The sequence below is a fragment of the Pseudoalteromonas sp. S1612 genome, from assembly GCF_005887175.1.
Lineage (GTDB): Bacteria > Pseudomonadota > Gammaproteobacteria > Enterobacterales > Alteromonadaceae > Pseudoalteromonas > Pseudoalteromonas undina.
Window position 1 is genome coordinate 1 of record NZ_PNDH01000004.1, and the last position, 14,494, is coordinate 14,494.

Annotated in this window: 11 protein-coding genes and 1 other RNA gene; 5 read left to right on the forward strand and 7 right to left on the reverse strand. The window is 40.7% G+C overall.

The window, feature by feature from the left end; all coding sequences use genetic code 11:
- From CWB78_RS01565 to fabB, 4 genes are all read right to left on the reverse strand, one after another.
- Positions 1 to 1,520: FimV/HubP family polar landmark protein (locus CWB78_RS01565; protein WP_283957123.1), on the reverse strand; the 1,520-nt coding region annotated here is incomplete at its 3' end.
- 349 nt (positions 1,521 to 1,869) lie between these two features.
- The gene (locus CWB78_RS01575; protein WP_055013002.1) at positions 1,870 to 2,886 is read right to left on the reverse strand and encodes an aspartate-semialdehyde dehydrogenase; all 1,017 of its coding nucleotides are present in this window, start codon (positions 2,884 to 2,886) and stop codon (positions 1,870 to 1,872) included.
- Positions 2,887 to 2,931: 45 nt separating this feature from the next.
- Positions 2,932 to 4,053, reverse strand: a complete 1,122-nt coding sequence (locus CWB78_RS01580; protein ID WP_075169640.1) for a 4-phosphoerythronate dehydrogenase — start codon at positions 4,051 to 4,053, stop codon at positions 2,932 to 2,934.
- A 108-nt stretch (positions 4,054 to 4,161) separates the two neighbouring features.
- Positions 4,162 to 5,373, reverse strand: a complete 1,212-nt coding sequence (gene fabB / locus CWB78_RS01585) for a beta-ketoacyl-ACP synthase I (RefSeq protein ID WP_010388041.1) — start codon at positions 5,371 to 5,373, stop codon at positions 4,162 to 4,164.
- 178 nt (positions 5,374 to 5,551) lie between these two features.
- On the opposite strand from fabB, the gene mnmC reads away from it, so the two are divergent.
- Both mnmC and CWB78_RS01595 read left to right on the forward strand, forming a co-directional pair.
- Entirely contained in the window at positions 5,552 to 7,561 is a 2,010-nt protein-coding gene (gene mnmC, locus CWB78_RS01590; RefSeq protein ID WP_138593998.1) for a bifunctional tRNA (5-methylaminomethyl-2-thiouridine)(34)-methyltransferase MnmC2/FAD-dependent 5-carboxymethylaminomethyl-2-thiouridine(34) oxidoreductase MnmC1, read from the forward strand.
- 289 nt (positions 7,562 to 7,850) lie between these two features.
- Positions 7,851 to 8,486, forward strand: coding sequence for an SDR family oxidoreductase (locus CWB78_RS01595; protein ID WP_138593999.1), 636 nt, complete (start codon positions 7,851 to 7,853; stop codon positions 8,484 to 8,486).
- On the opposite strand, the gene CWB78_RS01600 is transcribed toward CWB78_RS01595, so the two are convergent.
- Positions 8,479 to 9,237 (reverse strand): sulfite exporter TauE/SafE family protein, encoded by a 759-nt coding sequence (locus CWB78_RS01600; protein ID WP_138594000.1) that lies wholly within the window; start codon positions 9,235 to 9,237, stop codon positions 8,479 to 8,481. The two genes, CWB78_RS01595 and CWB78_RS01600, sit on opposite strands and share 8 nt — an antisense overlap.
- Before the next feature lie 175 nt (positions 9,238 to 9,412).
- Here CWB78_RS01600 and CWB78_RS01605 point away from each other — a divergent pair, with 175 nt between their 5' ends.
- Positions 9,413 to 10,111 (forward strand): substrate-binding periplasmic protein, encoded by a 699-nt coding sequence (locus CWB78_RS01605; RefSeq protein ID WP_138594001.1) that lies wholly within the window; start codon positions 9,413 to 9,415, stop codon positions 10,109 to 10,111.
- 167 nt (positions 10,112 to 10,278) lie between these two features.
- Here CWB78_RS01605 and ssrA read toward each other — a convergent pair.
- Positions 10,279 to 10,635, reverse strand: a transfer-messenger RNA (tmRNA) gene (ssrA, locus tag CWB78_RS01610).
- Between the two features lie 249 nt (positions 10,636 to 10,884).
- Here ssrA and CWB78_RS01615 point away from each other — a divergent pair.
- Positions 10,885 to 12,510 carry a flagellar assembly protein A gene (locus CWB78_RS01615; RefSeq protein ID WP_138594002.1) on the forward strand — a complete coding sequence of 542 codons (1,626 nt, stop codon included), beginning with the start codon at positions 10,885 to 10,887 and terminating at the stop codon, positions 12,508 to 12,510.
- A 61-nt stretch (positions 12,511 to 12,571) separates the two neighbouring features.
- Here the strand turns inward: CWB78_RS01615 and rnt are convergent, their stop codons facing one another.
- Positions 12,572 to 13,246, reverse strand: a complete 675-nt coding sequence (gene rnt, locus CWB78_RS01620) for a ribonuclease T (RefSeq protein WP_024602076.1) — start codon at positions 13,244 to 13,246, stop codon at positions 12,572 to 12,574.
- Between the two features lie 205 nt (positions 13,247 to 13,451).
- On the opposite strand from rnt, the gene CWB78_RS01625 reads away from it, so the two are divergent.
- On the forward strand, positions 13,452 to 14,330 hold the full coding sequence (locus tag CWB78_RS01625) for a flagellar protein MotY (RefSeq protein ID WP_138594003.1): 879 nt from the start codon (positions 13,452 to 13,454) through the stop codon (positions 14,328 to 14,330).
- Positions 14,331 to 14,494 lie beyond the last annotated feature (164 nt).

The window sequence follows — 14,494 nt, forward strand, 5'->3', positions numbered from 1 at the left end:
TCTTCATCAACTAAGCTGTCGATATCTGGCTCTTCGCTTTGATCTTCAGTAGCTGGTTGCTCAGCATCGAGTAAACTGTCTATATCAAACTCGCCATCATCAGCTTGTGCTGTTACATCATCTGCTTGTTCATTATTCTCATCAAGCAAGTCGTCAATGTTAAAGTCTTCGCCCTCTTCAGCAAGTTCTTCACTAAGTGCTGCCATATCATCATTCGATTCACCTTTAGGTTCATCTGGCAGAGCATCGTCGTCTTCTTCGTCAAACAGGCTATCTAAGTCATCTGAACTTAAAATATCATCCGATTCGTCAAGATTAATTGTATCGCCCGTGTCATCTTCATCTGAGCTATCAAAGTCTTGTTGCATGAAAACATCAAGTTCATCGTCTTCGGTATTTTCGTCTTCAAAAACAACATCATCACTGAGTAGGCTTTCTAACTCATCTTGATCTAGAAGACTGTCGTCGTCGAGATCATCGTTTAAATCAACATCATCATCGAGTAACACGTCATCCATGTTATCGTCTAGTTGCACACTTATATCATCAAGTGGATCGGGGGCTGGCGCTTCATCAAGAGTGGGCTCTGGCACTTCATCTATCGGATCAGTAAAAGCAGGTGCTTGTGGAATAAACTCATCATCGTCACTTTCAGGCTCTTGATTATTACTTCGCTTACGCAACCACATAACAACGGCAAAAATGATCAATAAAGCCGGAATGGTCATTAATAAAATCAGCACTAAAGGATTCGAAAGTAGCGCGGCAAAGCTAAATTCACTCTCTTGCTCTACCTCTTTTAATTTTTGCTGCGCAATAATCTCATTTTGCTTAAGGATTAATTCTTTTAACTGTTGCTGTATTTCACTGTCTTGACCAAGCTGTAAGCGAACGTTTTCTAACTCGTTTGAAATACCTGTAAGCTGTTTTTTTAGGTTGTTGTTTTCAACTAAGATCTCTTCTACGTTGCTAACTGAACTTTTAAACTGCTGCTGAAGCTCAACTAATTTATTACCTTGGTCTGTTTTTATCGCTTTTAATTCTTGTTGTAACTCTTTTTTAGCTTCATCAACATCAGCTTTGCGAGCTTGCGTGACTTGTGTTTGTGCTGAATTAATTTCTGCTTGAGTAAGCGTACCATTTTTCTTTTTTTCCCACAGGTCATCATCTTGCTCAGAGCGTTGCTTAGCTAATTGCGGGTTTACTCGTCTAATTTCTGCCAAAGTAGGTATCTTTAAGTAAGAACCGCTTCGCATATGATTTAAATTTTGTTCTAAAAATGAGTTGGGGTTTTTGTTATACAAGGCTTGCATAACTTGGTAAATGCTAACTGAATTATCAGGACGAACCTTAACGGCAATGCGCCAAAGTGTATCGGTTGGTTTTATTGGCCCAATAGAACGCCCCTGTGCGCCGTAATCTGCGCCTTTAGGCCCTCTTAATTGAGTACTGTCTTGAGAGTAAACAGTCGTTACCATCAGTGCAGACGCTAATATAATAAGTGAAACGAAACCGCGCATGCTGATCCTTTAATGTTTAAATGTTAACACAGCGCTTTCAATTGGCGCTTAAACATTGATTATTCTTGCCGTTGTTAACCACGAGGCTAACGCACATTTTTATTACAATCTATTTTTATTGCAAGCTCTATTCCAGTTACAAACTATAAACCAGTTAAGCCATAATATCCATCGCAACGCATTGAAAATAAATACCTTAAACATCAAGATAAAAATATTTTTATGTTGTTTATCAAAGTGTTTACACTACTGTTGTTTATAAGTGGCAAAAAAATGGCAATTTAAGCACAAAAAAACGGCAAGCCACTTTGGTTTGCCGTTTATTGGATTATCACTGTATTCAGGCTAATTACATATAATTAGCAATCAGTTCTTCTGCTATTTGCACACTGTTGGTTGCTGCCCCTTTACGGGTGTTATCACTTACTACCCACATATTTAATCCATGTGGGTGTGAAATATCGGCACGTAAACGGCCAATGTAAACAGTGTCGTTACCACTGGCATCAGAGACAGCCGTTGGGTAATCACCCGCATCATCAATTAGCTCAACACCCGGTGCATCGCTCAATAATTGCTTCACATGCTCAAAGTCATAAGGCATACGCGTTTCTATATTAATTGACTCAGAATGACCAAAGAACACCGGTACACGAACGCAGGTCGGGTTTACTGCAATGGTGGTATCGCCTAAAATTTTATGCGTTTCGTTTACCATTTTCATTTCTTCGCGTGTATAGCCATTGTCTTCAAAGCTATCGATTTGCGGAATAACATTAAACGCAATTTGCTTAGGAAAAATGTCGTTTTCCATTGGACGTGCATTCATTAAGTTAGCTGTTTGTTTTGCCAGTTCATCAACCGCTTCTTTGCCTGCACCCGACACTGCTTGGTAGGTTGAAACGTTAATACGATCAATACCGTAGGCATCATAAATAGGTTTAAGCGCGAGCATCATTTGAATAGTTGAACAATTAGGATTAGCGATTATATTACGGTTTCTAAAATCGGCTAAACTCGCTGAATTCACTTCTGGCACAATTAGCGGCACTTCAAAGTCATTTCTAAAGTGTGAGGTATTATCAATAACAATACAGCCCGCGTCTGCAGCAATCGGGGCGTACTTTTCAGACACACTGCCACCAGCAGAAAATAAGCCGATATGCGCTTGGCTAAAGTCAAAGCCTTCAACATCGCGTACTTCTATGCTCTCACCACGAAACTTTATATCTTCGCCGGCACTTCGGCTGCTTGCTAATAAAAACAGCTGATCGACCGGAAATTTACGATCTTCCAAAGTTTCAATGATTTGACGACCAACAAGGCCGGTAGCGCCGAGTACGGCAACGTTATATTTTTGCGACATATTTCATCCTCTGTAAGCACGGTTAAAACAACCGCGCTAATTAAATTAGTTTACTGTGGTAAAGCCAAGCTGGGCGAGTGCAGCAAGCTCGGTGCTATCACCTTCAACCATCACAGTGCTAAACTCACGGCGGGTTGGGTAGTTTTTTCGTAAGCTGTCAAAGCCTTCATCGGCCAAGTGACGTAGTAAAATGCCATCATCACGGCGTACGTCATAAACTAAATGCACTAAACGGGCTATATCTGTTTCGCTAAAACTGCTTTCTAGGGTGACTTTTTTAATCGCTGGAGGCGGTAAAAAATCATCAAGCGATTTTATTGCGTTAACCCCTTTGAGCTCACATAAGCGCTGGTACAACATTTGTGTACCTCGCGCTTTACCCTCAAGGGTATGCCCTGCAATGTGAACACTGGCATAGCGCACGTGCTCCAGTAATTCAGTTAAAATATTAGGTTCATTTTCCCAAACATCAAGCACTAAATCGAGTTCAGCTCCGGCTTGCATCACTTCAAGTAAGGCTTGATTGTCAATTACATCACCTCGGCTGGCGTTTATTAATGTCAGCCCAGATTTAAGTTTAGTTAAGCGTGTTTTATCAAGCATGTGCAGGGTTTTGTGCCTACCCGTTTTAATCAACGGCACATGAAAAGTAACAATATCTGACTGCGCTAATAGCTCATCAAGCTCAACATGCTCGGTTAATAGCCCTTGCTCATGCTTAATTGGATCGCACAATAGTAAATTAACGTTCAGTGCTTTTAACTTTTGCGCTAAACAACTACCAATATTACCTACACCCACAATACCGATTGTTTTACCACTTAACGGACTGGCATTTTCTTGGCTTAATGCAAATAAGCTACTTATTACATACTCAGCTACGGCAATGGCATTACAGCCAGGCGCACTGGTAAAGCCGATATTGTTAGCACTGAGCAAATCAGTATCAATATGATCAACACCAATCGTGGCGGTACCTACAAAGCTTAGTTTATTCGCCTGTGCTAATAGTTCACTGTTAACTTGAGTAACTGAGCGGGTAAGCAGTACATCAACATCGATAAGTTGTTCAGGGGTTAATTGCCTGCCATCAAATCGTTCAACCTCACCCATATCTTTAAAGAATTGCTCAACTAAAGGCATATTTTGATCGGCAAGAATTTTCATTGTGAGTCCGTTTGGCGAAATGAGGCGCTATTGTAACGAACAACCCCCTATTAGCACAAACGAAAAAGCCGAGCATTTTGCTCGGCTTTAAAATAGTTAACGATTAACTTAACCTTTGTATTTGCTCATTACCAGCGTGGCATTGGTACCGCCAAAACCAAAGCTATTAGACATAACCGTGTTTAGTTCAACGTCTTTTGCTTCGGTTACAATATTCAAACCTGCCGCTTGTTCATCTAACTCATCAATGTTGATAGATGGCGCAACAAAACCGTGCTCAAGCATTAATAATGAAAAGATAGCTTCGTGAACGCCAGCCGCACCCAATGCATGGCCTGTCATTGCTTTAGTGGCACTGATCATTGGCGAGTTACCACCAAATACTTCTTGAATAGCGCCAAGCTCTTTAACATCACCTACCGGTGTAGATGTACCGTGGGTATTTAAGTAATCAATGCTGTCAACGTTTTGCATAGCTTGACGCATACAACGTGCTGCACCTTCACCCGATGGTGCAACCATGTCGTAACCGTCAGAGGTTGCGCCGTAACCGGTAATTTCAGCGTAAATATGCGCGCCACGAGCAAGTGCATGTTCAAGTTCTTCAACAACCACAATACCGCCACCAGCTGAAATTACAAAACCATCGCGGTTTGCATCGTAAGTACGTGATGCTTTTTCAGGTGTGTCGTTATATTTAGTAGAAAGCGCGCCCATAGCGTCAAATTCCATTGCTAACGTCCAGTGAAGTTCTTCACCGCCGCCTGCAAAAATAACGTCTTGTTTGCCTAATTGAATTTGTTCTACCGCGTGGCCAATACAATGCGCAGAAGTTGCACACGCAGAACTAATTGAATAGTTAACACCTTTAATTTTAAACGGCGTTGCTAAACATGCAGAGGTGGTACTTGCCATAGTACGTGGCACCATGTAAGGACCAACGCGTTTAACGCCTTTTTCACGAAGAATATCAGCCGCTTCTACTTGCCATTTTGATGAGCCACCGCCAGAGCCAACTAATAAACCTGTACGCTCGTTTGATACTTGCTCGTCGCTAAGACCCGCATCTTCAATTGCTTGCGCCATTGAAATATAAGAGTAAGCCGCCGCATCGCCCATAAAGCGCATTGCTTTACGATCAACATGCTCTTTAACATCAATATCAATTTTACCTGATACATTGCTACGCAATTTGTAATCAGCAAATTCTTGATTAAAAGCAATACCACTTTTACCCGCTTTTAGTGACTCTAATACTTCTTGTTTATTATTGCCGATGCTTGATACAACACCGATGCCTGTTATTACGGCTCTTCTCATGGGTAATTCCCTTAGCTTAATACTTAATTGTGTTCTATTTTACGCGAATTTAATCATCTAAGTGGTCAGCTTTCTAGCGTACACTTGTACTCTGAAGCTACAGCTTATAAATAACGCCAGACTATTTCAAAGAAAACACGTAAAATAATTAAAAAATTATCTATAAATTGAATTGGTCATGATAAAAAACGCCCATATACACTTTAACGACTTAGGCACACCAGTTGCCAATGACTTTGACGATGTTTATTTTTCTAATGACGACGGCCTTGCTGAATCGCATTATGTGTTTTATCAACAAAACAGTATAGATACACGGTTACAAAATCATGACCGTGAACACTTTGTTATCGCCGAAACCGGTTTTGGTACTGGGCTTAACTTTTTAAATACATGGCTGCAGTTTTCTGACCACATACAGTGCCTACAAGTTCAAAATGAACAACCAAGTAAAGTGCAGCGATTACATTTTATTTCTTTTGAAAAATATCCACTTAGCGTAAATGATTTAAAACAAGCCTTGCAAGCTTGGCCTAGTTTAAGCCATTTAAGCGACCAACTCGTTACCCACTACCCGATTAATTTAAATGGCTGCCACCGACTTGAATTTGCCAATGGCCGTGTAATCCTCGACCTCTACTTTGGCGACGTACTGGAATGTATTAATAGCATAAGCTACCCACAAAGTGGGCTGGTTGATGCGTGGTTTTTAGATGGCTTTGCGCCAAGTAAAAACCCCGACATGTGGCAGCAAAGTGTATTTAACGCCATGGTCGATATTTCCAGAAGCAATGCCACATTAGCCACATTTACCGCTGCGGGCTTTGTGCGCAGAGGACTAAACGAGGCAGGCTTTAGCATGCAAAAAGCCAAAGGTTTTGGCCGAAAGCGTGAGATGCTAATTGGCACACTTGCTCAAGCCAACCCAAAACAATCAGCCCCCGCCTATTTTGAGCATCCCCCCTCACCGCTTTCAAGTGTGGCTATTATTGGCGGTGGTATAGCGAGCAGTTGTATCCTTTATAGCCTCGCAAAGCGTGGGATAAAAAGCCACTTATTTTGCCAAGATAAAAAGCCCGCTATGGGGGCATCGCACAATGTACAAGGGGCTGTGTATCCGCACTTACAGGCAAAAAACTCGCCACATAGTGAATTTTTTGCCCATAGTTTTTTATACGCGAAGCGACTTTATAATCAATTAATCAACAATGGCTTTTTGTTTGATCACCAGTGGTGTGGTGTACTACAACATGCAGTAAAACAGCCATTGGCAGATCGCCATCAGAACCTCGCTGATAAACAACTGTGGCCAGAGCAGCTTATGCGAAATGTGACTGCTAATGAGGGTGATGCTATCGCTGGGGTTAAAACAGGTTACTCAGGGGTGTTTTTTGAACAAGGCGGCTGGGTTAATCCCCCGCAGTTAGTTTGTGCAATGTTAGATGCCGCACAGCAATTAAATTCGTTTGAAAGCCTATTTAACTGCCATATTGAGCAATTTAATAAACAACCCGATGGTTGGTACTTAACCACGCAAAAGCAAACATTTGGCCCCTTTAGCGATGTGATTATTTGTACTGGTGAGCACAGTGATGCATTTACGCAAACCAAAACACTTCCCATTGTTGGCGTTCGCGGCCAAGTGTCACATGTTCAGGCAAGCGAGCAATCTCGTAAACTTAATACCGTGTTGTGTCACAAAGGCTATTTTACTCCCGCTTATTTAGATCATCATTGTATGGGCGCCACCTTTGAAAAAAATAGTAAGAGCCGTGAAGTGACCGAGCAAGACAACCACACTAACCGCGAGCAACTACTGAGTTTTTATAACAACACTGAATTTGCCACTAGCTTAGGCGATATTAGCTCAGCCAAAGCCGCTGTTCGCTGTAGTTTTATTGACCACTTACCTATGGCCGGTGAATGGGTGGAGCAAACTGATTATACACGTGCATTTGCCAATTTACGTTTGGGCAAGCGCTATCAATATCAGCCGTTAGAAAAACCACAACAGGGCCTACATATTTTTACCGGCTTTGGTGCGCGAGCATTATGCAGTGCACCGTTATCTGCTGAGCATTTAATAAGTAGTTTAAACAATGAACCACGCCCACTAAGCGAGCGTGTAAGCCAAGCAATTCACCCAGGGCGCTTTATTGTTCGAGACCTTATTCGCAATAAAATTTAAAGGTAGTAATACCTACAAAACCCTTTATTGTAATTATCAAGAACGCAATGTAGGTATTAGCTTATACCACCGTAACTATGTAACCGAAGTAAGTATAATGATCGAGTAAAAGTTCTAAAAAACATCTTTAAAGCAGCTAATTTTAATGCTCAGTTAAGTAATGACTTTTTAACTAATATGTTTTTTTAAATAAGCTCATTTAAATCCCATTTACCCTTTAAAAATAATTCCCTACCCCAAGGTCTGTTTGTACGAACAATCTTTACACTATATTGAGAAGGAATTAATTATGAGTAAGACTTTAATTATTGGCGCAAGTGGGCAGATTGGTAAACTAACCACCAAACTATTGCTTGAACGCCAACATCCTGTAGTGGCTTTAGTACGTGACAAAAGTAAATTAGATGACTTAAATAGCGACTATTTAACAATCGTAGAGCAAGATTTAGAAAATGATTTTAGCGATGCGCTGCACGGTTGCGACCATATCATCTTTGCCGCAGGTTCAGGCGGGAACACCGGCGCAGATAAAACCTTACTTATTGATTTATGGGCCGCCACCAAAGCCATTAATTACGCAAAAGAGCATGCCGCTAAGTACTTTACAATGGTGAGCTCTATTGGTGCTGACGATCCAGATGCAATCCAAAGCGATTTAAAGCCCTATTTAGTGGCTAAGCATATGGCTGATAGGCATTTGATTAATAGCGGACTCAATTACACCATTGTGCGTCCAGGCTCACTCACTAATGAGAGTGCCTCTAAGCTTATTTCTACCGAACGTCCCAAAGATCGCGATAAAGCAATCATTAGCCGTGAAAACGTAGCCCATGTTCTATTTACCATTGCCACAGAGCAAGGCAGCAATCGCTGCATATTTGAAGTATTTGATGGCGACAAACCAATAAAAGCCGCTATTAAGTAAGTATTACACTCATCCCTTGCCATGCAAGCTGTATGGCAAGCAGGGTTAAAATCACTTTAAAAATAACTCTAAAACGTGCCACCGATAACCGCTTAAGTAATTTAATCCCTAACCATGTGCCAATGGCTCCGCTTAAAATCATCGCCAGTGTTAACGGCAACCATTGCCAAAAGCTAAAACCCAGCCCCGCATAAACAACGGCTTTTAAACTATGCTGCAAGGTCATAATACTTGAAAAAGTCGCGGTAAATTTAAGCTTATCGTAATGATTAATATGTAAATAACTCGCTACCAAAGGCCCACTTGCTCCGACAAAAGTCGAGATAAATGCGGTTATTAAGCCCGCTAGTAAGCGCCCTAATCGTGAGTCTTTATTAAATTCAGGAATTGTTCCCCACAATAAATAAATCACAAATAAAGCCACAAACAACTTCATGCTATCAAGGTTAATATCGCTTACTACTTGGCTTGATAGCCCCGCGCCAATTAATCCACCCAGAGTAAAATACAACAACATCGGCTTATCAAGATGGGCAATACTTAACAACAACCGATTGGCATTAGAGCCCAACTGCACTAAACCATGAACCGGCACCACCACCGCCATAGGCATCACCGACGCCATTACCACCAACAGCATTAACCCGCCGCCCGCACCAAAAGCGGCCGATACAAACGAAGTAAAACCCGCCAGTACAATGAGTAACAGCGAAATTAAAGGCGAAATGTGTTCAGCTGTAAAAATATCCATATAAAGGCTCCTAGTTAATCATTGGCTCATAATACAAAAAATAGGCAAGTAAGATAGTGTCTGTAATTAGGCTATTAGTGTTATACATACAGCTAAAGTAATTAAAAGTTAACTACAAAAAAGTATCCGGATTACGCTATAGTTATTAGTAAATTAAATAAGTAAGAGATAACTTATGTGTAGAACTTTTTATACGCTTATATTTATCCTTTTGTGCTTAGATGCAAATGCAAACTCGAAAAATTTAATACTCGGTTTTATTCAAGACTACCCCCCTTATAGTTATGAGTTAAATAACCAACCCAAAGGACGCCATGTAGAACAAATAATAGCGATAAGTACAACATCTGGAGTAGCCGTTGATATTGAATTTTATCCTGTACAACAACTTCTAAGAAAAGCGGTTAATGGTGATATTGATGGCATTGTTGGTCTTGTTTATCGAGATGATAGAGCCGAGTTTTTAGATTACGTCCTTGCCACCAAGATTGATGAGGTAACGGTTTCTTTATATACCCTAAAGCAAAAACGTAATATAGATGAGTTAATTAACAAAAAAGCAATTTTGGCTGCAAAAATAGGGTTTGCTCTAAATGATGACTTACATGCAAAACTAAATGCAAAGGGAGTTGAACTTTACAGGTTTTCAGATATATCGATTGTGTTAAAGCTTATGGAGGCCGAGCGAATAGATGGCATTATTCATAGTGACAACGCAATTACTCTAGAAAATCAATACAAAAATATCTTGTTTAAAAGTGAAGAGGTATTAACTTCAGAGCCAACTTACTTAACTTTTTCTAAAACCTTAAACCCAGTAAAAGTAAAGCTGGCCTCTAAGCTGAGTTCAGCATTACTCGATTCAAAAAAATAACCGCACATTAACTGACGAAAAAAAATCAACAACTATGGATAAATTTAAAAGCTGTACCCCCCATTTTTATAGCTTATATGAAATTTTAGCCATAAAAAAACCGCGACTTGATTGCTCAAGTTGCGGTTTTTTAGGGTTTTTAAACAAACGAATTTAAAAACCGTTATTGGTGGAGCTGGGGGGATTTGAACCCCCGTCCGAAAAGCCTCGACCGTCGGTACTACATGTTTAGTATTGTCATTTAATTAACCTTTAAATCCCGGACAAACACGGTAGATAAAGGCGAGGCCGCTTAGTTTTAACGCTTCAACCCCGGCCAGGGTTTCCGTCGCGATCAGGTGTTAGGGTGACACTCCAAAATCCAGTCCACAAGAATACATGGAAGGAGCGCTAGCCAGCCTAAGCTGCTAGAGAGTAGTTATCGTCGTTTGCGATTACTTTAAATTGCGGCTTTTTTACGAGGCAAACCGCACCTCGACATGCACCTCGGGCTTCTTGAATTCCGTCGAATCCTAATCAGCCCCTGAATAAGGTTACTCATTCAGAGTGTCCAAGCAGTATAACCGAGTAACCTACGAATACTCAACACCTTAGGCGTTTTATTTTATTGGTTGGTTAATCATGCATCAAACACACATGTAAATGTAAAATATTGGACAATTAAGAAACAATTACTTAACAATGATGGTGCTTTATGCTCAAATGCAAGGCTAGACCTTGGTCTAATAAATTATAAAAAATAATAACAGACATATTACCTAGAGGATTTATAAATGTCGGTTTTTTCTTTTAATGAGCAAACGGGGTATATCTCTTTAGTTTCACACCCTCATGTTTCAGGTTTAGCCTCAACAGCAACACAGCTTATTGAATTAATTGGCCAGTCAGAATATTGCGAGTGTGAGGTTATTGCTAGCAATATTGGTAAGCTGTTTGCTCAAAATAACGCCGAAGAAGCCCCCTCTTTAGTAATTGCTCAAGCCATTGATGCAAAGCTAACCATAAACATCGATGAAAAGAATATGCTCGTTGAAGCTACCCTTATTACTGCCAAGGGCGGTAAATTGCTTAGCATGGAACAAGCGATTGAAGAGTTTTCACAAGCAGGGGTTGTAAAAGGCATTAGCTCTCATGCATTAGAACAGTTATTGGCGCAACAGTTCGAACAACCCCCAGGAAGCACGCATTGCGCCGAAGTCGCTTTTGGTCGTGCACCTAAAGTGGGTAACGATGCCAAATTTGTGCGCCTTTGCTGCACAGCGCAAGACCGCGTACTTAGCCCGCAAGCTAAAGGCGGTGGTAAAGTCGATATGAGAAACCTAGGTGATATTATTACTGTAAAACCTGGTTGTGAATTAATGCGGCGCATTCCAGCAACATCGGGGGTTGATGGGTTTACTGTGTTTGGTGATGTACTAACTGCAACCCCTGGCAAAGAACATAAATTACAACCTTTTGACGGCACTAAAATTGCGCCTGACAACCCCAACTTATTAATTGCCGACTGTACTGGCGTACCGGTTGCCCTTCCCCGTGGTATGCGTGTTGATGATGTTTTATGTTTTCATAATATTGATCCCACTACTGGCCATGTTGAATTTGATGGCAGTATTATAGTCAGTGGTGATATAAAAGATGGCATGCGCGTGACCGCCAGCGGCGATATTACTGTTTTAGGCTTTGTTGAATCGGCACAGCTAAAAAGTGATAGCGCCATCACAATAGTAAAGGGTGCAATTGGCAGAAAGCGAGAAGCCGATGAGCCATTTACCTGTTCTATTTTAGCTAAACGAACCGTTGCGCTTGGTTACTCTCAATACTGTGACATAAAAACGGATCAAAACTTATTAATAGATCGCCAATCATTACATTGTGACTTGAGTGCCGGAAATCTAATTAGGGTGGGCAATGCAAAAGATCCCAAAGGTAAAATTATTGGTGGCCATATTCTTGATGCAATGCGTATTGAAACAGGCGAGTTAGGAGCACCAGCAGGAACTAAAACCCGTGTTTGCATCGCTCAGCGCTGGTACGTGCTAAAACAAAAACAAGCGCAAATCACTGACTTTGAAAAAGTTCTAATTAGTAAATCAATTGAGCTACAGCAAGCGCGCCAGCGAATTAATAAACAAGTTGCAAGCGCACAGCGTCAGCAGTTTTTGAATAAAATAACAACGAATGAAGAACACATAGCAAACCGAAGCGCCAGCATCAATCAGCAAAAGCAGTTGCTAAGAAAGAAAATGACGCAGCTTTTAGCGCTCAGTCGCTTAAAAGTTAATGAGCTTATGCACCCCGGGGTAGAGCTTAAAATTGCACGAGAATCAATTAGCTTTTCTCGTAATTACCCACCACATTTAATCACTCATAGTGAAGGTAAAATAACGCAATCGTTTTAATTAAACTAATTAAAACTGACTCAGCTCACAAAGTAAGTATTCACTATTGTGAGCTGAGTTTCTAATCTTGGTTGCTTGCTTCGTCTTCGCTTTGTTGTGTTTCATCTATAGCAAGTGGCCAACCACCTAGTTGCTGCCAACGATTAACAATTAAACAATACAGTTCAGCAGTGCGCTCTGTATCGTATAACGCGGAATGCGCCTGTTTGTTATCGAACTCTATTCCTGCTGCTCGGCACGCTTTAGCTAATACTGTTTGCCCTAATGCCAAACCAGCAAGTGATGTGGTATCAAAACTAACAAACGGATGAAATGGTGTGCGCTTGATATTATTACGCTCAATAGCCGCATTTAAAAAGCCATGATCAAAAGCAGCATTATGAGCAACCACCACAGAGCGCTGACACCCTGCGGCTTTTTGCGCTTTGCGCACTACTTTACAAATTTCTTTAATCGCCTCTTCTTCAGGGACTGCCCCTCTCAGTGCTGAAAAAGGCTCAATCCCATTAAACTCAATGGCAGCTTGCTCAATGTTTGCCCCCTCAAACGGTTGCACATGAAAATGAACGGTATGATCGATACTAAGCAGTCCTTCGTCATCCATTTTTAAAACGGATGCTGCAATTTCTAGTAATGCGTCAGTTTCTTTGTTAAAACCGGCGGTTTCAACATCAATAACCACAGGAAAAAAGCCACGAAAGCGTTGTGCGAAAAGTGTTTGCTCAGTATTTGCCATAGTATTCTTGGTTTATAGGGATTAGCTGTCTATTATGTCAAAATTGATGGCCTGTCGGCTAGGGGATTTATTGATTAATTACAGTTAAACTATAGGCATGTTACTTGCTTTGTAATTAGCGTTTACGCTGAATTATTTGCTGTTGCGTAATATTTTACGATTTTTGTCACTTTTTTGGCAAAGCTAGATAACTGGAGAATTCTCAATGAAGTGTAAGTTGTTATTTATTAGCCTAAGCATTAGTAGTGTGCTGTGTAGTTTGAATACAACTGCGGCAATGCGCCAGTACACGGCTAACCAAGATAATTCAAACTGGAACTTGGTTAAAACAACTCGCTTACAATGCCAATTAAATCATGAAGTTCCCTACTATGGTGAAGCTGTTTTTAAGGCATCAGCAAGTAAAAACAAAGATCTCACTTTTAATTTAGACATGGTGGTGCGCCCAGAAAATTACGCGATTGCCGGTTTAAAAGCGGTACCACCTAGCTGGCGAGCAGGCCGCCCTGCCCGTGATATTGCTGATATGAAATTACTTAAAAAGTTTGATGGTGAATTAGGCAATAAAACAGCATGGGAAATGCTGACTGAGCTTGAAAAAGGTAACCAACCCACTTTTTACTACCAAGACTGGCAAAATAGTGCCGATAAAATTGCCGTGGGTATGTCTAATGTTAACTTTAAGCAAGCGTATTGGGCATTTTTACAATGCCGAGACGAATTGCTGCCATACAATTTTGAAGATATTTCGTTCACTATAATGAACTATGAATCTAATAGCAGTAAGTTAACTAAGTCATCGCAGCAGCGCCTCGATAAAATTGCTGAGTATTTGAAAAACGACCCCAGTATAGAGTCAATCAGTATTGCATCCTATACCGATAGTTACGGCGGTCGCTGGAATAACCTCGATTTATCCAGAACCCGTGCTAAGGCTATTAAGGATTACATGGTTGGCTTAGGTGTTGATGAAACTAAAGTGGTTACTGAAGGTTTTGGTGAAAAACGCTTTGTAGATACCAATGACAATATTTTAGGCCGAGATAAAAACCGCCGCTTAGTGATTCAAATAGCAAAAATGTAAGTTAAGCTCCCTCGTTTAATGGCCGAAGGTGTAATTCATAGCACTTTCGGTCAATACCTATCAATTTAATCATGCCTCTATTATGCAAAACCAATAATCTGACTATTTAGTTATTAACATTTAGCTTTTTATTTCTTCATTTGTATTAATAAGTTAAATTTCAT